Origin of the sequence: Thermoanaerobacter ethanolicus JW 200, from assembly GCF_003722315.1 — a bacterium.
Lineage (GTDB): Bacteria > Bacillota > Thermoanaerobacteria > Thermoanaerobacterales > Thermoanaerobacteraceae > Thermoanaerobacter > Thermoanaerobacter ethanolicus.
The window spans coordinates 47,128-66,175 of sequence record NZ_CP033580.1 but is presented as its reverse complement, the minus strand read 5'-3'; the positions used below and the strand labels follow the sequence as shown (position 1 = coordinate 66,175).

Sequence of the window (19,048 nt, the reverse complement as noted above, 5' to 3'; positions counted from 1 at the left end):
CTTATTGGGAGTTTATCGCTTTAATAATAGGTGGCAATACTTGTTTTTTTCTTGATATGACATATGGAAGGTAAAAACTGTTATTTTTTATTTGTACGTTGAAGGCTCTTTCCAACAATTCTTTATTATTTCCTACAAAAAGTATTTCAGATCCTTCGTTTATTATGTCTGTAAGCATAAGTAGTAAAATATCATAACCTTTATCTTTTTTTACTTTTTCCATAAAATTTATTAGGTCTTGTTTTAATTTTCCTGCATCTGTGAGAGTATTCACCTGACCTATGCCAATTTTATAATTATTTATTGTAAATTCTTTAAAATCTGTATAAAATATTTCTTCAACAGTTTTCCCTTCTAAAGAGGTACCTGCTTTGAACATTTCAGTTCCAAACTCATTTATGTCTATGTTGGCAATTTCTGCAAGTTTCTTAGCTGCTCTTACGTCTTCTGGTGTGCAAGTAGGAGATTTAAATACAAGAGTATCTGATAAAATAGCAGCGCACATTATTCCCGCTATTTTTGGTTCTGGAATTAGCCCTTTTTCTTCAAAAAGTCGATTTATAATTGTAGCAGTAGAGCCTACTGGATGGTTTCTAAATAGTATTGGCTGCTCTGTTTCTATCGTCCCAATCCTGTGATGGTCAATTATTTCTAATATTCTTGCTTGTTCTATTCCTTCTACTGCTTGAGAGAATTCATTGTGGTCTACCATTATTACATTTTTTCTTTCATAGTCTAAAATATGTCGCCTTGCAAGTAGTCCTACAACTTTTCCTTCTTCATCGACAACTGGAAAGTTGCGGTATCTATATTTTAACATTACTTCTTTTACATCATCAATATAATCGCTGACTCTAAATGTTACTAGGTCTTCTTTTTTTATTACATATGATAATGGTATACTTTGGTTTAATAATTTAACAGTGTCAAAAGTATCTGGTACAACTTTTATAATTGTTACTTTGTATTGTTTAGCTAGTTCAAAAATTTTTTCTGAAATTCCGTTATTGCCAGTAATTATGAGAGCTTTTATTCCTTGTTGAATTGCAGCTTGCTGTATATCATCTCTGTCTCCAACGATTAAGATATCTCCTTTTTTTATTCTTTTTAACACATTTTCTTTGGACATTGCAGCTACTAAAATGTCGCCTTCAAGATAATCTACATATCTTAAAATTTCTTCTCCTTTCAAAGTAGCTAATATATTGTCAATAGGAATTTTATATTTAGATAATTCATGAGAAGAGGAAAGATATGCCTTTGCCAAATCTCCTACTGTTGCAATTCCTATTAATTTGTTCTCCTCATCTACTACTGCTATTGTTCTAATGTTTTTTTCCATCATAGCGTTCCATGCTTCAAACATGGAGGTGTTTTCTTTAAAAACAAGAGATTTATCAAATTTAATGTCTTGTACTTGGGTATATACATTTTCAATAAAAGTAGGCTTTTCTACTCCAAAATAGTCTAATACAAATTTTGTCTCTCGGTTTATAGGACCTAATCTAACAGGTATAGCATTTATACCTTCAGATATGCGCTTTAGATAGGCATAAGCAATAGCTGAGCAAATAGAATCGGTATCTGGATTTTTATGTCCGGAAACATATACTGTTGTCATGATGCATCGCCCCTATTTTAGTTTCATTCTTGTTGCAGTGGATAAATATAATATAACAAGAAAAGGAGGGTATGTAAATGGTAATAACCATACAAAGTCAAATTTATGCATTTTTAGTTACAGTGTATGGCGGTTTTGTGCTGGGATTTATATACGATATTTTTAAAGTGACAAGGCAAGTTTTTAGGCTTAAAAAAACTTTTTCTAATATTGCCGATATTATATTTTGGCTTTTTGGGACAATTACTATGCTTTATTTTATGTATATAAGCAATTACGTTGAAATCAGGCTTTATAGTTTTTTAGGATTTGCAATTGGAGTTATTCTTTATTATGTGTTACTAAGTTATTTCATCACCCAAGCTTTAATTGGAATTTATGAATTTACAATAAAGTTTTTAAAAAAGATGGCAGAAATTATTATATACCCTGTTAAAATAGTAGTCAATTTTTTTATTGTTCCTTATAGGTTTACAAGAAAAATTTTAACTTTGCCTGGTGCTTTTCTAAAAAATAATTTAACCTATTTTAAGATTTTTAAGAGGAAAAAATAGAGGATTTTTTAAAGAGATGTCGAATAAAAATAATAGATTAATCCGCATTGTGAAAGTAGGTGTTTTGAGTGAAAAAACTAAAGAAGATATTGTTTTTTGCCTTTATTGCATATATTGGATTTACTTTTTTTCAGCAGCAAGTTGCATTAGAGAAACTTAATAATAGGTATAGGGATTTGAAAAATAAAGAAGCTGCAGTAATGAAAGAAAATAAGTATTTAAATGAATTACTTCACCAGATAAATAGTGAAAGTTTTATTGAAAATGAGGCAAGGCAAAAATTGGGGTTGGTTAAAAAAGGAGAAATAATTTATGTAGATATTTCAAAAACTAAGACACAAGAGACAAAAAAGTGATTTCGAAAAATTTATCTTGAAATATTTTGTATTTTAATATATAATGAACTCATTAATAAAATTTTTAGAGGGAGGATCTTTATTTATATGCCATTTGAGGTTGGAGATGTTGTTGAGGGCACTGTGTTAAACATCACAGACTTTGGAGCATTTATTCAGCTACCAGAGGGAAAAACTGGGTTGGTGCATATTTCGGAAGTTGCTAATACCTATGTAAAAGACATTAGGGAGCATTTGAAGGAGCATGATAAAGTAAAAGTAAAAATATTGTCCATGGATGCTAATGGAAGAATAAGTTTGTCAATCAAAAAGGCTTTGCCTAAAAAAAATAATAATAATAAAGAAAGAGATCCAAAGGATTTTGTATGGCAGAGCAATAGGAATTATAATACTAATAGTTCTTTTGAAGAGAGATTGCTTAAGTTTTTAAAGGATTCAGACGAAAGACAGCAACAGCTGCGAAAGAATTTTGATTCCAAGAGAAGAAACACAGGCTACAGAAGAAGCAATGGATATTAACTTCGGGTTATGCCCGAAGATTTTTCATAAAGGGTTTTTACCTGTGATAGTTGGGGGTTATTATGAGAATTTGTGCGATTGATATAGGGACAAATTCAATACGCCAACTTATATGTGACATAGATAATGAAAATATAAACAAGATACAAAAAGACGTTGAAATAACTCGATTAGGGGAAGGAATTTCTAAAACGGGGAAGTTAAATAATAATGCGATACAGAGAAGCATTGAAGTGATTGAACGCTTTGTGAAATTGGCCCAAGAAAAAGGCGCAGAAGTTATATATGCTTTTGCAACATCTGCGATGAGGGATGCTAAAAATAAAGATGCTTTTTTTGAGCAAATTGGAAAACTTGGGCTAGAGGTAGAAATTATAGATGGAGAAACAGAGAGCTTGTTTGGATACATCGGAGCGGTGATGGGAGTTAATAAGGAAGATGCTCTGGTGTTAGATATAGGAGGAGGAAGTACTGAATTAGCGTACAAAGGTAGAGAATTTGTAAAAAAAAGTTTTGATATAGGGGCTGTGAGGCTTACTGAAAAATTTATTAAAAATGATCCTCCTACAACTGAGGAATATGATGAAATTAGGTTACACATAATAGATGCAGTGGTAAATTCCATTGATAAGTACAAAGAGGTTGAAAATGTTATCGGCATAGGAGGAACGATAACAACTCTTGCCGCAGTTTCTCAGCAATTAGAAATTTATTCTCAAGAAAAAGTCCATGGCTATCAGTTAAAAAAGGAAGAAATTAAAAGGATTTTAGATAAATTTATGTCTGTTACATTGGAAGAACGAAAAAAAATTTTTGGATTGCAGCCCCAAAGGGCTGATATAATAATTGCGGGAACTGCTATATTACTGACTATATTAGAAATGCTGAGTTTCAAAGAAATAACGGTTAGTGAGTGGGATAATTTAGAAGGAGCAGTCCTCTATAAATTTGGGGAATTTAAGCTATAGAAATGGAATTTTCATTTGAAGTTGCAAAAGTGGATAAAAAACTATTGACTTAAAGATATAGATATAATATAATAAATACTGTCTCAAGGAGATGAAGCCGGAGTGGCGGAACTGGCAGACGCACAGGACTTAAAATCCTGCGGGCCCTAAAAGCCCGTACCGGTTCGAGTCCGGTCTCCGGCACCAATGGCGCGGGGTGGAGCAGTCCGGTAGCTCGTCGGGCTCATAACCCGGAGGTCGTAGGTTCAAATCCTACCCCCGCAACCAAAAATATGGCGGCGTAGCTCAGTTGGCCAGAGCATGCGGTTCATACCCGCAGTGTCGGTGGTTCAAATCCACTCGCCGCTACCAGCAAAGAACGGAAATCGTCACCTATCCAGAAGTAAAATTCACACTTTATTTCATCTGGGGTGACGATTATTTTTTTTATGTAGTTTTTAAGCACTTCTTTAATTTCATGAGGGTCCTTCGATGAATTAATTATTTCCCTATCTTTTTCAAAGATTTTCAAAATCATTTCTGGTGTAATAAAGTCTGTCTCTTTTTTATTTTCCAGCTCTTTAATTCTGTAAGCAAGCTCATTTCTCATTGCTTCTAATTCGTTCATTTTTTCTTTCATTATTGGCTGGAACATCCCCTGAGCAATAGCTTCTACTATGTTTTTCATCTGCTCTTCAACCTCCTTGTAGCGCTTTTTTAAAAAAGTAATTTCTTCTGCTCTCTCTTTATTTAGCTTCTGATTCTCCTCGTTTAAAAGTCTAGCCAATACCGGCGCTACTTTTGGGTCAAGCACTCTCTTGTTCAGCTCATCTATGACAAAAGCTTCTACTTTTTCTTTATTTATATCTCTATTTGTGCACTGCTTTGTTCTGTCCTTTCTGCTGCATCTATAAGTTACATATTTTCCTCTGCTTAAACACCCTACCATTTTAGAACCGCATATTCCGCAGTAAACAAGACCTGACAAAAGATAAACCCTTTTTGCAGAATTAGCCCCTCTTGTTACTTTTCTTTCTTCCATTTTCTCCTGCACTTTTTTAAATAAGTCTTCATCAATGATTGCAGGTATAGCATTCTCTATAACGATTACGTCTTCTTTTACTATTCTATGATTTTTCTTTGTGCCTTTGTTGAATATATATTTACCTGTATATTTTTCATTTTTTAAAATTTCATGAATGCTGTTTTTGCTGAACGGATTCCCCTTCTTAGTTCTGTAACCTCTTAAGTTTAATTCATCAATTATCTGCCTATATCCATACCCATGTGCATATAACTCAAAAATCAGTCTCACTGCTTCAGCTTCTTTTTCGTTTATCACATATTTTCCATCCACAATATCATATCCCAAAGGTGGTATACCTCCATTAAATTTGGCCTGAAAAGCATTTTCTTTCAATCCTTTCATAACCTCCCTTGCGAGGTTTTTGGAGTAGTACTCAGCCATCCCTTCAAGTACCGACTCAAGAATTATAGACTCAGGACTATCGTCAAGCTGTTCTAATACCGATATTAATTTTACACCATTCTTTTTCAACTGTCTTCTGTAAAAGGCGCTGTCATATCTGTTGCGAGCGAACCTGTCCAATTTATGAACAATAACGGCATTAAAAAGACCCAATGAGCTGTCCTTTATCATCTGCAGAAATGCTGGTCTGTCATCGGTTGTAGCACTTTTCGCTTCATCAGTATATATCTTTACAAGCTGTATATTATTCTTTTCGCAGTACTCTTTTATGGCTCTTAATTGGGCCTCAATGCTCTCTTCTCGCTGATTATCGCTAGAGTATCTTGCGTATGCAGCAGCTCTTAACTCTGTGTCAACCATGAGAAATTCCCTCCTCAACCTTATTTAGCTTTTGTGAAGTATTCTAATTTTCTTCAACAATAAAGCCAGTTTTCTTTTTAACCAGCTTTTTGTTTAGATTACACAACTAGAATTTTTTATTAATACTTCGGGCAATTTCAAAATATTAACAAATACATAGTAATTCCATTTACCTAGTTGCTGTAAAACATACATAGCAAATACATTAGCGTCTCTTTCAATTCGACTCTCTGAAAACAGTGTGAATTTAGTTAGGTATGGAGTATTAACACGAGTATGTAAAACTGCATGCCCGAGCTCATGCGAGCATACAATCAGCTTCATAGCCTCATCAAGATTTTGATTAATTATTATGTACTTGTTACGTTTATGATATTTATAGTAACCAAGAATATTACCCAATTCACATTCTACAATGTTAATATTTAAATATTTAGCTATTTCAAAGGGGCTGGCAGAATCAGTTTTTTTAATGAGTTTTTCTGCCAGCTGCTTTATTTCTTCCTGAGAATATTTAACCAATCTATATCACCTTCATTTCAGGGATTACTTTCTGTATTTTTTAGGAGTATATTTTTTCTTATTCATCAACCTAGCGTGTTTTAAAATCATCTCAAAAGAATCTTTCAAGTATTCCTTAGTTTCCTCATCAATCGGCTCACCATTAAAGAAAGCCAGTCCTTCTGCGCTTGTGAGGTCTTTCATCCATTCTTTTAGAGTTTTAGCAATGTCTTTTTTGTCTTTCTCTGTAAGCTTTGGCTGCCATTCTTGGGGTTGGTTAATAATAGGGTTTTTTGATATCTCTTTTGAGAAATTTTTTATTTCAGATGGATTATCAGTACGCCCTAATAAATAGTCAACAGAAACGTTAAAAAAATCTGCTATTTTTTGTAGTATATCAGGAGGAGGTGTTCGTTGTTCATTTTCATAATATCCTACTGCTCTATCTGAAACACCTAAATATAAGGCTAAATCTTTTTGCGTTAGTCCTTTTTTCTTTCTTAGTTCCTTTATTCTTTTGCCTAACATATTCCTTTCACCACTCGCTTTAGTTTTAAATTAATTATAACATAATGTTCGATTTTTTATATTTAAATGAACAAAAAGTTCTTGACATAGAACTAAATGTTCAGTATAATATAAATAGATTAAGAACAGCAAGTTCATACAGGAGGGTCACTAATGAATAAACTAAAAGAGCTAAGAATGAAATATAAACTTACACAAAAAGAATTAGCAAAGAATCTTGGAATAACTCCGGATTATGTTTCTCAAATTGAACGTGGTAGAATTCCCGGTATGGAAACTGCAATCAAGATTGCAAATTTCTTCAATACTACTATAGATGAAATTTTTTTAGCAAATAATCGAACTAAAAGTTCTTAACGATAATTCAGAATAAGTTTTTAAGTATAACCACTGTTCTGTCTCTATTATACCCTTATTTCTTCCAATTTTACATAAGGAGGTAAAAAATCATGGATAACAGAATAACAATAAAATTTGAAGTTGACATTACGGACGTTATAACTCAAATCATCCAGCTTCTCAACACTGCAGAAAAGAATAAAGAAGAACAAAAGCCTTTATCCTTACTTGACGCTTATACAATAGATGAAGCAGCAAAAGTGCTAGGTGTAAGTAAAAGCTATATGTATGAGCTTGCAAAACATAAGGATTTTCCTGCTATGAAAATACATGGCAAAAAAATAATCATCCCTAGGAGAGGCTTAGAAGAGTGGATGCAGAAGAAGTTTGAAGAAGAAAAAGGCAACAGTAAAGTAATTGCCATGGGAGGCAGAAGATAATGTGGCTTGAGTTTAAACCAATGAAAAATAAAGAGCTTCTCCTCAAAGTAGCAGAAAGACTTATGAAGGTAGCACAAATTAGAATAGAAAAAGCCGGAGAAGGCTGGAAATTGATGATAAAGACATAGTATATAGCCGCAGTATGCCCAAAATACGGAACAAAAAATATAACCTGAGAGGTGGAATGATGGATAAAAAAAATAAAGCCCTCGAACTATATCTTGAAGGATTTAAGTTAGTGGAAATAGCGCAGCAGCTTGGTGTATCACAGCCAGCTGTTACTAAAATGCTAAAGCAATTTCCAGAATATCATCATGAGAAAGAACGCCGTAAAAAGGAAAACCAAGAAAAAGCCAAGCAGTGGAGAAACGAATATAAGAAGCAGAAAAGAGAACAAGATAAAGAAGATTATGAAGCATTACAAAAAGATCATATGGATGCTGTACGGTCACTTTCAAGAAAAGGCAAACTCAGTAATGATACTCTTATAAAATTATGCATTCTTCACTATGATTATAACAAAGAAAAAGAAAGGCTTGTCTTCAACGGAAGTGCTGGAAAAAGACCAGCGGACCTGCCTAGGTCGATTTATGTGCATAAAAATGTGTTGAAACAGTTTAGAGTACCAACGCATTAGAAAATTAAAAGAGGTGAACGTATGAAAAAAAGAAGAGAATTGTTTTATAATATTACAGACCCTATTGCTACGATAATTGCTCCACTTACTTTTTTATTGTTCGTCATATGGGCATTATATTTTTTTACTACTCCTACACCAAGTTTCTTTCATCTAAACTCTAACGCTGCAGATATAGGAATAAGGCCTATAAGCAATGAGAATTTTATTTTGGGCCAATCTACAAAAAGGATATACCTCAAAGAAGCACCTTTTATTTATGACTCAAAAATTTATTTGCCACTTGAAGCTATAGTATTGGCAAGCGGAACAGAAGAAGAAAATGTTGTGAAAGAAGGAAATAGAATAATAATAAAGAACGAAAAAAGTAACGACATTTATTTTGATTTAAAAGAAAAAACAGTGACCATTGGTAGAGAAAAAATAAGCCTAGGGAATTCTCTATCAGTAAAAAATAACGAAACGTTTTTGTCTGCAGATTACGTAGAAAAAATTTTTAAAATGGAAGTTAAAAAAGATGGGGATATGATAACTATCAGATATAAACTATTTCCGATACCTTTCGATTAATCGATTAGCATAACTAATCTGATAGTTGTATAATTCAAGGAAATATAATTTTGATGTTTTAGTAATATCTAATGTAAAGTACAAGTATAAGATTGCAAATACAATTAGAAGAAAAACTAAAGGCGAAACCCCTATTTTTTTCATAACTTTTAACAATTAATTAGTAATGTCTTTATTTGACATATTTTGACATTGACAATCTTTTTTCATCATGATATACTATAAGTGCAGGGTCGATCCGGTATTAGTCGCCGGGAAATCGGTCTTGCTTTTATTTTTGTCTTATTTTCTCACAACTCCGTACGGGTCTGCAGGATGGGCGTGTAAGTTTAGTATTGGTTTTAATGCTGTGAACAAATTTTCTAACCCATATTTTTTTATTTTTCCTGTTGGATAATCATATCTTAGTAATGCATATGCTATAAAATCAACTGTCTGAATAAGATAGTCATCCTGCGAGTCTCTAAAGAAGGGATCAGCAATGATTCTGTCAATAGTTATGTTCTTGGTTCTTACGTTTGGTTCCCATTCACCATACTTACTTGGTATTGGATTAAAAACTCTCATTTTCCGTAGTACTTTTTTTATTCTTGTTTCATCTCCCCTATCAAACACAAGTATTCCATAGTCGTTCTTTGCTTCAAGAGATCGATTTATTCTATTTATTATTCTGTCTAAAGCTTCTTCGTAGCTTCTAACACTTACGTTGATGCATTCAACATTGTATTTGCTTAATGCCGCCAATAGTTTAATATAACGTCTAAATATAAAAGCCCGTTGTCTTTTCGTAACAATTTTACTTCCTAGTTTACCACGTCCAGCAATGAATTCGGTAGCATGTAGTTCTTTAGCTATTCTTATGCCATATCTATTTTTTAGATATATCCTAAATCTCTTTATAACTTTAAACACATTGTTCCAGTTTTCTGCCGGTATCCCTAATGCAGAAAAAATGTAGACATTACTTTTCTCATCACCTGATTCATCTAAGTAATATATGTACATAAATAAAATCCCCTCCCAAATCTTATTCAGCTTTTGTAAGATGTTTTAGTATTTCCTCTGATATTTCATCTGCTTCATTTTCTAACTCTAAATGCTTCATGTTAAGTCCTATAATATAGCTACGTTGTGGCATATCGTTCAATATATGCTGTATTTCATGAATAAATGTCTTAACTTGTGTCCTGTAATTTACATTTCCGTTTAGTAATAAATGATAGTTTCCTCTCCTACTTATATATGTAAACCCCAGCACTGTTGAAGGTAGATTAAACATTATGTGGGTTCTTATACCAAATGCGTTCATAACATCGTGAAATGAGATTGTTTCATCCAATAAAGCTTTCATGAGAGAAGTGTTAAGTAAATTGATACTGCTCAATTAAATCATTCCTCCTTCTCTTCTTCATCTTCTATAGCTTTTATTATTCTGATTATTTGTTTGATGTCCTTAGGAGATAGTTTTTTTGTTTGTTTGAATAAAAGCTTTAAATCCTCCCTTTCTTTCAATGTATTCCAAAACTCAAACAGCTCTGGATCATCAGAGACAGCCTCAGTAATCTCGTCAACTGGAGAGCGAATATCTGTTCTACCAAGAAGATAATCAATGGAAACGTTAAAAAAATCAGCTATTTTCTTTAAGGTTTCGTAATCGGGTTCTTTCCTTTCCGTTTCGTATCCCGCTATAGTGGAACGACTTATTCCTAATATTTTTGCAAGGTCTCCTTGGGTTAAATTTTTTTCTTTACGTAGCTCTTTCAATCTATCTGAAAATGTCATTTTTCGAAACCTCCTTTTATGTTATTGTAGCTAAAAATGTCCCTAAAATAAACAATGTGTCCCAAAAAGAAAAATTTTTTTAAAAATCCCTTGACAATGTTTCTAAATGGAACTATAATAAGATTAGGTGAAGTTGCTAAACGGAACATAAAGCGGGAGGATAAAAATGAGATACTACCTAAAAAAAGCAAGAAAAGAAGCTGGCCTCACACAGGCAGAAATAGCTAAAAAGGTTGGAATAGCAAGGACCAGCTATACTAATATTGAATTAGGTATTAAAAATCCGTCTTTTGATGTAGCTACTAAAATTAAAAGAGTTCTTAGGGTAAATAATGATGATATTTTTTTAAATATTAATGTCCCAAAAGGTAACATAAAATAGCAATTATAAAAACAGCAAAGGAAGTGATTCTATGAAAGTGGCAATTGTGAAAACCACCATATCAAGAGAAAAACTCATAGCAGGAGAGTTCACACCAGATAAGGAAGAAATAATCGGCTATGAAGAAGTAGATGAAGAAGAATTCTATAGACCACTCGTCCAACTTCTCTATCCAAAAATAAAAAAATTTCTCGAGGAGGAAAAAAGAAATGTGGTTGGAATTCAAACCAATAAAAAATAAAGACCTCCTCCTCAAAGTAGCAGAAGCTCTCATGAAAATAACACAAATCAAAATAGAAAAAGCCGATGAAGGCTGGAAATTGATGATAAAAACATAGTATATAGCCGAAGTATGCCCAAAATACGGAACAAAAAATATAACCTGAGGAGTGAGATTATGGACAAAAAAAGCAAAGCCCTTGAGTTATATCTTGAAGGATTTAAGTTAGTAGAAATAGCTAAAGAACTAGGCGTTTCACAGCCTGCCGTTACTAAAATGCTAAAACAATTCCCAGAATATTATCAGGAAAAAGAACGTCGCAAAAAAGAAAGCGAAAAAAGAGCAAAGGAGTGGAGAAATGAGTACAAAAGACAAAAGAGACTGCAAGATGAAGAAGATTACGAAGTATTACAAAAAGACCATATGGACGCTGTACGGTCACTCTCAAGAAAAGGCAGACTCAATAATGATGTTCTTATAAAATTATGTATTCTTCATTATGACTACAACAAAGAAAAACAAAGGCTTGTCTTCAACGAAAGTGCTGGGAAAAGACCTGCAGACCTGCCTAGGTCAATTTATGTGCATAAAAATGTGTTAAAGCAGTTTAGAGTATCTGATCAATAATAAAAATTTTAGCTTAAACCAATTTATTTTTATTTGGAAGGAAGAAGCTAAAAATGAGGTTAATAGTTATTATAAGCTTAATAATTTTTATTTTCGTTATAATTTTCCCCATGGTTTACAACATAAACAGTTTACATAAAGAACATATTATAAGAAGCAAAATAGAAAGTATTGCAGAAAAATATATCAAAGATGTTGAAAGAGACGGCTATTTAAGTTACACAATATATAAAAAAATAGAACATGAAATAGATCAGGCAGTGAGTTACAAAGGCATTACATCTTACCATTTTATCACAGGAACATTTGAAAGAAAAACAAAAGGTGAAGAAGTATTTATAGAAATTGATTATGGAGCATTTTCATTGCTTTATAATGTAAATGTAAAAGTTATTAAATTTGGAGTAAGTAGTTACGAGAATAAACAATAACTTTACCTTAAATATTTCTTTGAATGTTCTATTTGGTAACTATACATTTCAATTAAATAACTTTTTCGCTTGGCGTCAATGTATATAAAAAAGAGCGACATAAGTATCAATCCAAGAAAGCATATCATTAAAATCATAACTACTTTATATGTGGCATCATTGAATGTTCTAAAGCCATCTTTAATAACTACGTCAAGAAATCCACTATATTTTTTATAATCTATGTTCTGTTGTAATTTAGGGAAAGTGTTTAAAATGCTAGAAATAAGAGTCACTGCATAATTATTGATATTGTTTATGTAAAGAATATATATTGTTAAAACTGACTGAAGTAGTAATACATAGAAAGCAGTGCTAACTGATGTTAAAATTTTCATACTGTTTTCTACCACTTCTTTTTTTACTTTACTTTCTATGGTGATATCTTTCAATATTTTTTTCTGAAATCTATAAGTGCGAATTTTTTCTCTTATCTTTTCCTTGTTTTTGTTAATGTATTTGTTGTAATTGAATATCGAATGTATAAACCATGACCAGATGTTTTTATCAAAAAACTCCAAGTTTTTGTGTAATTCCATATGTGACAATTTAAACACCTCCATCTTGTGTAACTTTCATTACATATATAATTTCGGTATATAATTGAAAAACTTAGAATGATAGGAATTTGTCATGTAGAAAGGATTAGATTAAACCTTGAATTAACCTTAGAAATATCATAGAATGAAAATAAGGACGTAAAAAGAATAAGATGCGTGCAAAAAAATGTTATCAAGATTTATAACTAAAGCAAATGGAGGCTTTCTTATGAATGAGGATAAAATTCTTCATTTATTAGAAAAAGTTTATACTGAGTTTAGCAGTAAATTTGATGAATTTGCCAAAAGATTTGATGCTGTGGAAGAAAGAATAGCAGGAGTAGAAAAAAGGATATCAGGAGTAGAAGGTAAAATAACGGGAATAGAAGAAAAGATAAAACATGTAGAAGAAGAAGTGAAAAAATTAGGAATAAAAATAGATACTGAAATTACTGATAAAATAAGAGCTTTATTCGATGACAGACAGCTTCTGCACGAAAAAATTGATGAGATAGACGAAAAAATTGACATGCTTCAGCTGGACGTAAACAACTTAACAGTTAAAACATTATATCACGACAACCGCATAAAAGAGCTGAGCAAAAAACTGGGTGTTTGATAAGCCCGGTTTTTTCTATTTTATTGAGGATTTTTTATGAAAGGAGATGGAAAACTTGAATATGCTTTACACTGCCGGCTTAGCAGCCGGTATTTTCTTTGGGATAGTTTTGGGACTAGTAATAACCTTTGTTATTTTACTCAACTCAAAAAAGTATGGAAGCAGGTAATTAGGTAATGAATGCGAGCAAAATGAAATATAGGAGGTATTCATTGTGATAAAGGGAATGCAGAAAATATTTTTTATTATCTTGCCGACCCTAATTATCGTTTTCCCGTTAGCTACACTAAAGAATGTGTATGTAAATTTTATTTTTGTTAGTTTACTTAATTTTGTTACAGTACTTTCAATATTTCATGATTTAAAGATTATGGTAAATAAGGTAAAAAGAATTCAGAAAAGAAATAATATAAAATTTTTGCTATACACCATAATTATAGCTGCAGGTGTTTTAGCATATTTAGTTGTCTTTTTGTGGCTTGTGTGGTGTTTTATTGGTGCTTTGTATATAAAGGGAGTAATTTTTATTAATACCAAAATCTCAATATAAGCCCGCTAAACAAGATATTTACTGAAGCAAAGTATAAGATTAAGTAGAAAATATATTTTTTATATTCTCTTACTAATTTTTCTAGTTTTAAATATTTAAAGTTTACATAATAGAAAATCGGGTAAAATATAAGTCCTATAAATTGTAAGATTATTAACCCAAATATGTCAGCACGTTTCGTAAAGATTTTCCATATATACAAACTAAGTTCTGTTCCGTGTAAATTTAATGTTGCTTTGAATTTGTAAAAAATCTGTTGGCTGGAATAATGGATAATTTAAAAATATGGGATAAAAAATAAGAGGTAACCATCCTAATATATTTATTAACCTTAAACGTATATAATTTTGAGGTGTTTTTTTAAACAAAATATAAAAACTAATAAGAAGCCCTACAAAATTAAATATTGAAAGCACGACTGCAACAATGTCTTTAAATCTAAAATATATAACTACAATAATAAAAGAAACAATAATGGCAACTATTATGTAAAGATAATCTGAATCGTGACTACTTTCTTTATTGTATGTGTTTTGTAGGGAATATATATTGATACGTGTCTGATAAACATAAGCATCGTCTGAAATAATGTTTATAAACCATGGTTGTTTTTGGAATAAAGGAATTATCCCAAAAAGAATAGTTAAAAGAATACTAATAATACCTAATATTATGCTAAGATCAAATTTCATGTTTTTTACACTCCTATTTAGTTTTACAACTATATTATCGAGAAATATACTAAAAAATTGAGAAACATGTATTTCATTTAATAAAACACTACCCTGAAAAATTCCTGACAGGACTCCTTCGGGAACCTAGCAGGAATTTTTCAGTCATAAGGAGGTTAATGTTATGCTTTCATCAAATTTTACTGCCAGATTTGGTGAAGTTATTGTAAGAAGCGGAATTGCCAGCATCCCGGATGCTGTTTTTTCTTTTCAAAAAGAACTGGGGCTGTCTGTCGGAGAATGCTGGTTTGTAGCTCAGATACTGCGTTTTAAGTGGACAACAGAACTGCCAAGGCCCTCACTTAGAAAAATGGCAGAGTACACCGGAGTTTCCGAGCGCACTCTGCACAATTACAAAAACTCTCTCATTGAAAAAGGCTATCTTCGTGTCATCAGCCGTACTAATGAACGTGGCGGACAAATAGCAAACTACTACGACTTCACAGGCCTTTTCGAAAAAATTATATCACTTCTTAAAATAAAAGAGGATAGGAATATTAATAACATTATTGGAGAGTGAGAAAAATGACAGATTCCACCGTAAGGAGTAAACTTCTTTTCGAGGAAAACCCGATAGTAGTTGATAAAACATTAGCCAAAGTTATTGGTCTTAATGAAGCAATTGTCCTTCAGCAAGTGCATTACTGGCTTGTATATAATTCAAGAAACCAAATAAACTTTATTGATGGCAGGTACTGGACTTATAACAGTATAAAAGAGTGGCATGAACAGTATTTTGATTTTTGGAGCTATGATACTGTTAAAAGGACTTTTCAAAAACTTGAAAAAATGGGACTGTTAATTTCTGCAAAATTTAACGATGATAAGTTAGACCAAACAAAATGGTACACAATAGACTATGAAAAACTAAATTTGCTATACGATGAGTATGAAAAAAGAAGTACTGCCCAATGCATTGGTGCAAATTGCACCAATGGAATGGTGCAAAATGACCCAATGCATGAGTGCAGTTTGCCCCAATGTACTTATAATAACAAATATAAACATACAAATATAAAACAAACAAATATAAACAACAACAACCCGCAAAGCGGAACAAATTCCCAGCCTTCGGCTGGGGTTGTTGTTGAAATAAATGAACTATACAAAAAAGTTGCAGGGAGAGATAAACTCTCCTTTTTTGCTGCTCTTCTAAAGGTATATCCTGCAGAAAAGATAATGAACGCTGTAGCCTATTTAGAGAAAGCAATGCTACGAGGGAAAATTGATAATCCAGAGGGCTTTCTCATCTCTGCACTCAAAGAAAACTGGGATACACAGCCGTTTGAACGTAAGAGTCAAAAGGAATTCCATGTCCCTAAAAATTATTTCAATAGCTACACTCAAAGAACTTACGACGTAGAAGAGTTGGAAAGAAAGCTTCTTGAACACAGCAGAAAAGAGTTTTTCTCAAAATTTGATGATTCGTCGTAAAATGAGGTAATACAGAAGCACAAATTTGGAGGTGGTAAGATTGGTAATATCTTTCTGGAGTGCAGGAGGAGGTACAGGAAAAACAACACTAGCCTCTGCTTTTGCTTTAAGTCTAAAAAAGTACAAGAAAGAAATTGTTTTAGCTGATTTTAAGGAAGTCACACCGCACATTCACAGGCATTTTGGGATTGAACTTAGCGATAAATCGAATATATACGAAACTGTGGAAAATGGGAATAATACAGCAGACGCAGTTAATGAGCATTTACAGAAAAAACAGGGTATATGGATTTTAACAGGCTTTGGGATAAATGATTTTACAAAGTTTGAGGAAAAGCACTTCTCTGCCGTGCTTGAAGTACTGAAAAATGAATTTGAGTATGTTGTTATTGATACAAGTGCAGGGATATTTTTCTCTTCTACCTATACTGCGCTAAAAAACAGCGATGTTATTTTTGCCGTTACAGCGCCTACTGTTTGGAACATTGAGGATACAGCACAAATGATTGATTTTGTCTCAAATAGATGGGGTGTTGAAAAAGAAAAATTTAAGGCAGTATTAAACGCTGTCAGCAGAGAAGAAGTAGACACTTTTACTGCTTCTCAAATCCTTGAAATTGAAACCTTCAGTGTGAGGTACGGCCAGAAAAATATACTTAGGGATATAAGCAGAATAGCAGAGTCTTTGCTTAAAAAAGATTTAGAGAAAGTAATTGACATCAAAAAAGCTGAGGAGGCGAAAAGCTTTGGCGTTAATTAATCCTTTTGTGCCAGAAGAAATTAGTTATCAGAACAGAAAAGAGATAGACTTTAGTGTAAATACAGCTGTTGATGAGATTGTTGCTAAAATTGTCGAGGAGCATCCAGATCTTGTTGCAGGAGTGGAAAGTGGGATACAGCCACGGATACTACTAGAAAACAAAATAAGAGAGCTGGTGATTGATAAAAAGCTGTACAAAGGCAGTGTTGAGGAATTTACACAAAGAGTGTTTGATGTGCTTTTTGGTTATGGGCCATTACAACCGTACATTGAAGACCCGGAAGTATCGGATGTACTCGTAAATTCCTTCAACGTTGTCTATATCAAAAAGTTTGGCAAAAAATTTCGTGTGCCAGTGGATTTTGGCAGTGAAGAAAGGCTGACAAGGTACTGCTACAGAATAGCTGCAATGTGCGGAGGAAAACTGGATGAGAACTCTAATGCTGAAGCCGTGCTCACTGACAGAAAAAGGAACCTAAGAATTGTCATATCACTAAAGCCAATTAATGTCCTCTCCCCTTCTATTTCAATCAGAAAGCCCACCACAAGCTTTACACTGGAGGAGCTTGTTGTAAAAGGGATGCTTTCTGATGAGCAGAAAGAATTTTTTAAAAAGGCTGTACTGGACAGGAAAACTATTGTCATAGCAGGTAAGGGTGGAAGTGGAAAAACGACTCTTTTAGGTGCTTTAATTGACATAGTCCCGCATGAAGAAAGAGGACTTTTGATTCAGGAGACGTTTGAAATTAAGCCAAGACACCCTGATATTGTCTGCAAGCTTGTAAGGATTTCTGACAATCCTGAAGTAAAAGATTATACTCTGTTTGAGCTCACAAAGATAGGTCTTCTTATGAGTATGGACAGGATTTTTATAGGTGAAATAAAAGACAGGGAAGCCATGGACTTTTTCAATGCCGTGTATACGGGCCACCGTGGGAGTATGGCAACAGTCCATGCAAATTCTGCAGGAGAAGTCGTAAACAGGTTGATTCTTCTCATGAAGCGCTCAGGTACTGATGTGCCAGTGGATGATTTAAGGGAAATGCTCTTTGCCTCATTGGATTTGATTGTTTTTATGGAAGACTACAAAGTAAAAGAAATACTGGATTTGAGGGGAGGAGGTGTTAATTGATTTATTTGGTTTTTGTAGAGTCTGCTCTTCTGGCTTTAGTTATATATGCTGCTGCATTGGGTATTGAGCGTCTAAAGTTTAAAAAGCGCTTATCCAAATGGCAGTTTAAAAAGACAGGAGTGTTATCAGAAAAAGGGTCTAAACTTTTAAAAAGCATAGATGTGCTTTTAGCAAGATCGGGTGTTAAAAGTAAATTACCTTTTCTTGATTCGAAAAATATGATGATTGTTAGTCTACTGCTCTTTGCAGTAGGTATTTATCTTTTTCGAAAATTAGGTTTTGCAGCTTTGTTTTATGCTTCTTCGATTGTGTATGTCCCTTATGCTGCTATGATGCTCATGTCGACTGTGAATGCTAAGAAAATTAAAGAAGCGTATTTGTCTTTTTTGACAACATTTATGGGCTTTTACAACATTGAAGGAAATATTATCAATGCCTTAAAATCAACAACACCTTATATTTCTGAACCTTTGAGGTCAATCATCAAGAGAAACGTGTTTTTGTATGAAAAGACTCAAATGAGTGTTGATGAATGTCTTGAAAATATGGCTGTTGAAGCAGGAAATAGAGAGTTCAGGAAGTTTATAAATTTTGCTAAGATGAATGCAAAATATGGAGGAAATTTTAATAAAGCGCTCATGAAGCTAAGAGAGCAAGGTGAAAAACTTTTTTCTCTTGAGTCTATTAAAGCAGCAAATGCATCTGTGGGAAGCATGGTTATACTCATCATGATAGTGATAAATCTTCTCCTGATGATGAATATTTCTACTGACCCGGACATTGTGTATATTGTGAAAAACACCATAACAGGACAGGCTATAGCCATTTCAAATGCTGTGTCAATTATATTCGGGCTTTACATGATTAAAAACATTAATTCTTCTTCGTAAGGAGGGATTAAGATTATTTACAGTGCTTTTCTTATACCAGTACTGACTTTT

30 protein-coding genes and 3 tRNA genes are annotated in these 19,048 nt (G+C 32.9%); 24 read left to right on the top strand and 9 right to left on the bottom strand.

Features of this window, described 5'->3' with window-relative positions:
* Position 1 precedes the first annotated feature (1 nt).
* Positions 2 to 1,621, bottom strand: coding sequence for a putative manganese-dependent inorganic diphosphatase (locus EB239_RS00440; protein WP_003871165.1), 1,620 nt, complete (start codon positions 1,619 to 1,621; stop codon positions 2 to 4).
* Positions 1,622 to 1,698: 77 nt separating this feature from the next.
* On the opposite strand from EB239_RS00440, the gene yabQ reads away from it, so the two are divergent.
* The 7 genes from yabQ to EB239_RS00405 all read left to right on the top strand — a co-directional run bounded on the left by yabQ (position 1,699) and on the right by EB239_RS00405 (position 4,369).
* Positions 1,699 to 2,175 carry a spore cortex biosynthesis protein YabQ gene (yabQ, locus tag EB239_RS00435; protein WP_003871164.1) on the top strand — a complete coding sequence of 159 codons (477 nt, stop codon included), beginning with the start codon at positions 1,699 to 1,701 and terminating at the stop codon, positions 2,173 to 2,175.
* A gap of 68 nt (positions 2,176 to 2,243) precedes the next feature.
* Positions 2,244 to 2,531: an FtsB family cell division protein gene (locus EB239_RS00430; protein ID WP_003871163.1), complete on the top strand. Its 288-nt coding sequence runs from the start codon at positions 2,244 to 2,246 to the stop codon at positions 2,529 to 2,531.
* A gap of 87 nt (positions 2,532 to 2,618) precedes the next feature.
* Positions 2,619 to 3,050 (top strand): S1 domain-containing RNA-binding protein, encoded by a 432-nt coding sequence (locus EB239_RS00425; protein WP_003871162.1) that lies wholly within the window; start codon positions 2,619 to 2,621, stop codon positions 3,048 to 3,050.
* A 62-nt stretch (positions 3,051 to 3,112) separates the two neighbouring features.
* Positions 3,113 to 4,018, top strand: coding sequence for a Ppx/GppA phosphatase family protein (locus tag EB239_RS00420; RefSeq protein ID WP_003871161.1), 906 nt, complete (start codon positions 3,113 to 3,115; stop codon positions 4,016 to 4,018).
* Between the two features lie 96 nt (positions 4,019 to 4,114).
* A tRNA-Leu gene (locus tag EB239_RS00415) sits at positions 4,115 to 4,204 on the top strand.
* A gap of 4 nt (positions 4,205 to 4,208) precedes the next feature.
* Positions 4,209 to 4,285: transfer RNA gene (locus tag EB239_RS00410), tRNA-Met, on the top strand.
* Between the two features lie 7 nt (positions 4,286 to 4,292).
* Positions 4,293 to 4,369 (top strand) — tRNA-Met (locus tag EB239_RS00405).
* Here EB239_RS00405 and EB239_RS00400 read toward each other — a convergent pair.
* The 3 genes from EB239_RS00400 to EB239_RS00390 form a co-directional block, all read right to left on the bottom strand.
* Positions 4,326 to 5,846, bottom strand: a complete 1,521-nt coding sequence (locus EB239_RS00400; RefSeq protein ID WP_129545170.1) for a recombinase family protein — start codon at positions 5,844 to 5,846, stop codon at positions 4,326 to 4,328. The genes EB239_RS00405 and EB239_RS00400 overlap by 44 nt on opposite strands.
* A 93-nt stretch (positions 5,847 to 5,939) precedes the next feature.
* Positions 5,940 to 6,368, bottom strand: coding sequence for an ImmA/IrrE family metallo-endopeptidase (locus EB239_RS00395; RefSeq protein WP_003870342.1), 429 nt, complete (start codon positions 6,366 to 6,368; stop codon positions 5,940 to 5,942).
* Between the two features lie 24 nt (positions 6,369 to 6,392).
* Positions 6,393 to 6,875 (bottom strand): helix-turn-helix domain-containing protein, encoded by a 483-nt coding sequence (locus EB239_RS00390; RefSeq protein WP_003870343.1) that lies wholly within the window; start codon positions 6,873 to 6,875, stop codon positions 6,393 to 6,395.
* Between the two features lie 153 nt (positions 6,876 to 7,028).
* Between EB239_RS00390 and EB239_RS00385 the strand changes: the two genes are divergently transcribed.
* From EB239_RS00385 to EB239_RS00370, 5 genes are all read left to right on the top strand, one after another.
* Entirely contained in the window at positions 7,029 to 7,232 is a 204-nt protein-coding gene (locus EB239_RS00385; RefSeq protein WP_003870344.1) for a helix-turn-helix transcriptional regulator, read from the top strand.
* A 92-nt stretch (positions 7,233 to 7,324) separates the two neighbouring features.
* On the top strand, positions 7,325 to 7,654 hold the full coding sequence (locus EB239_RS00380; RefSeq protein WP_003870345.1) for a helix-turn-helix domain-containing protein: 330 nt from the start codon (positions 7,325 to 7,327) through the stop codon (positions 7,652 to 7,654).
* Positions 7,654 to 7,782, top strand: coding sequence for a hypothetical protein (locus tag EB239_RS14810; RefSeq protein ID WP_003870346.1), 129 nt, complete (start codon positions 7,654 to 7,656; stop codon positions 7,780 to 7,782). The genes EB239_RS00380 and EB239_RS14810 overlap by 1 nt, the downstream gene beginning before the upstream one ends.
* 59 nt (positions 7,783 to 7,841) lie before the next feature.
* On the top strand, positions 7,842 to 8,291 hold the full coding sequence (locus EB239_RS00375) for a helix-turn-helix domain-containing protein (protein ID WP_003870347.1): 450 nt from the start codon (positions 7,842 to 7,844) through the stop codon (positions 8,289 to 8,291).
* A 21-nt stretch (positions 8,292 to 8,312) separates the two neighbouring features.
* Positions 8,313 to 8,861 (top strand): stalk domain-containing protein, encoded by a 549-nt coding sequence (locus tag EB239_RS00370; RefSeq protein WP_003870348.1) that lies wholly within the window; start codon positions 8,313 to 8,315, stop codon positions 8,859 to 8,861.
* Between the two features lie 282 nt (positions 8,862 to 9,143).
* Here EB239_RS00370 and EB239_RS00365 read toward each other — a convergent pair whose 3' ends face one another.
* Genes EB239_RS00365 through EB239_RS00355 form a run of 3 tightly spaced genes read right to left on the bottom strand, consistent with a single transcriptional unit; the run spans position 9,144 to position 10,643 of the window.
* On the bottom strand, positions 9,144 to 9,866 hold the full coding sequence (locus tag EB239_RS00365; protein ID WP_003870349.1) for a DUF3800 domain-containing protein: 723 nt from the start codon (positions 9,864 to 9,866) through the stop codon (positions 9,144 to 9,146).
* Between the two features lie 22 nt (positions 9,867 to 9,888).
* Positions 9,889 to 10,245, bottom strand: a complete 357-nt coding sequence (locus EB239_RS00360) for a hypothetical protein (protein WP_003870350.1) — start codon at positions 10,243 to 10,245, stop codon at positions 9,889 to 9,891.
* Positions 10,246 to 10,250: 5 nt separating this feature from the next.
* Complete coding sequence (locus tag EB239_RS00355; RefSeq protein WP_003870351.1) at positions 10,251 to 10,643, bottom strand: helix-turn-helix domain-containing protein; 393 nt, start codon at positions 10,641 to 10,643, stop codon at positions 10,251 to 10,253.
* A gap of 166 nt (positions 10,644 to 10,809) precedes the next feature.
* Here EB239_RS00355 and EB239_RS00350 point away from each other — a divergent pair, with 166 nt between their 5' ends.
* From EB239_RS00350 to EB239_RS00335, 5 genes are all read left to right on the top strand, one after another.
* The gene (locus tag EB239_RS00350) at positions 10,810 to 11,025 is read left to right on the top strand and encodes a helix-turn-helix transcriptional regulator (RefSeq protein WP_003870352.1); all 216 of its coding nucleotides are present in this window, start codon (positions 10,810 to 10,812) and stop codon (positions 11,023 to 11,025) included.
* A 31-nt stretch (positions 11,026 to 11,056) separates the two neighbouring features.
* A complete protein-coding gene (locus tag EB239_RS00345; RefSeq protein ID WP_003870353.1) occupies positions 11,057 to 11,266 on the top strand; it encodes a hypothetical protein in 210 nt (69 codons plus the stop codon).
* Positions 11,235 to 11,363: a hypothetical protein gene (locus EB239_RS14805; protein WP_003870354.1), complete on the top strand. Its 129-nt coding sequence runs from the start codon at positions 11,235 to 11,237 to the stop codon at positions 11,361 to 11,363. The genes EB239_RS00345 and EB239_RS14805 overlap by 32 nt, the downstream gene beginning before the upstream one ends.
* Before the next feature lie 59 nt (positions 11,364 to 11,422).
* On the top strand, positions 11,423 to 11,872 hold the full coding sequence (locus EB239_RS00340; protein ID WP_003870355.1) for a terminase gpP N-terminus-related DNA-binding protein: 450 nt from the start codon (positions 11,423 to 11,425) through the stop codon (positions 11,870 to 11,872).
* A gap of 110 nt (positions 11,873 to 11,982) precedes the next feature.
* On the top strand, positions 11,983 to 12,303 hold the full coding sequence (locus tag EB239_RS00335) for a hypothetical protein (RefSeq protein ID WP_318261416.1): 321 nt from the start codon (positions 11,983 to 11,985) through the stop codon (positions 12,301 to 12,303).
* Positions 12,304 to 12,305: 2 nt separating this feature from the next.
* On the opposite strand, the gene EB239_RS00330 is transcribed toward EB239_RS00335, so the two are convergent.
* On the bottom strand, positions 12,306 to 12,881 hold the full coding sequence (locus tag EB239_RS00330; protein WP_318261472.1) for a hypothetical protein: 576 nt from the start codon (positions 12,879 to 12,881) through the stop codon (positions 12,306 to 12,308).
* A 229-nt stretch (positions 12,882 to 13,110) separates the two neighbouring features.
* Here EB239_RS00330 and EB239_RS00325 point away from each other — a divergent pair, with 229 nt between their 5' ends.
* Both EB239_RS00325 and EB239_RS00320 read left to right on the top strand, forming a co-directional pair.
* The gene (locus EB239_RS00325; protein ID WP_003870358.1) at positions 13,111 to 13,500 is read left to right on the top strand and encodes a hypothetical protein; all 390 of its coding nucleotides are present in this window, start codon (positions 13,111 to 13,113) and stop codon (positions 13,498 to 13,500) included.
* A 214-nt stretch (positions 13,501 to 13,714) separates the two neighbouring features.
* Positions 13,715 to 14,050 (top strand): hypothetical protein, encoded by a 336-nt coding sequence (locus tag EB239_RS00320; RefSeq protein ID WP_003870359.1) that lies wholly within the window; start codon positions 13,715 to 13,717, stop codon positions 14,048 to 14,050.
* A 203-nt stretch (positions 14,051 to 14,253) separates the two neighbouring features.
* On the opposite strand, the gene EB239_RS00315 is transcribed toward EB239_RS00320, so the two are convergent.
* Positions 14,254 to 14,742: a hypothetical protein gene (locus EB239_RS00315; RefSeq protein ID WP_003870360.1), complete on the bottom strand. Its 489-nt coding sequence runs from the start codon at positions 14,740 to 14,742 to the stop codon at positions 14,254 to 14,256.
* A 163-nt stretch (positions 14,743 to 14,905) separates the two neighbouring features.
* Between EB239_RS00315 and EB239_RS00310 the strand changes: the two genes are divergently transcribed.
* The 5 genes from EB239_RS00310 to EB239_RS00290 are packed head-to-tail and all read left to right on the top strand — an operon-like array spanning position 14,906 to position 18,997.
* A complete protein-coding gene (locus EB239_RS00310) occupies positions 14,906 to 15,301 on the top strand; it encodes a helix-turn-helix domain-containing protein (protein ID WP_003870361.1) in 396 nt (131 codons plus the stop codon).
* A gap of 5 nt (positions 15,302 to 15,306) precedes the next feature.
* Positions 15,307 to 16,215, top strand: a complete 909-nt coding sequence (locus EB239_RS00305) for a hypothetical protein (RefSeq protein WP_003870362.1) — start codon at positions 15,307 to 15,309, stop codon at positions 16,213 to 16,215.
* A 40-nt stretch (positions 16,216 to 16,255) separates the two neighbouring features.
* The gene (locus EB239_RS00300) at positions 16,256 to 16,975 is read left to right on the top strand and encodes an AAA family ATPase (RefSeq protein WP_003870363.1); all 720 of its coding nucleotides are present in this window, start codon (positions 16,256 to 16,258) and stop codon (positions 16,973 to 16,975) included.
* Positions 16,962 to 18,107: a CpaF family protein gene (locus tag EB239_RS00295; RefSeq protein ID WP_003870364.1), complete on the top strand. Its 1,146-nt coding sequence runs from the start codon at positions 16,962 to 16,964 to the stop codon at positions 18,105 to 18,107. The genes EB239_RS00300 and EB239_RS00295 overlap by 14 nt, the downstream gene beginning before the upstream one ends.
* A complete protein-coding gene (locus tag EB239_RS00290; protein ID WP_003870365.1) occupies positions 18,104 to 18,997 on the top strand; it encodes a type II secretion system F family protein in 894 nt (297 codons plus the stop codon). The genes EB239_RS00295 and EB239_RS00290 overlap by 4 nt, the downstream gene beginning before the upstream one ends.
* Positions 18,998 to 19,048 lie beyond the last annotated feature (51 nt).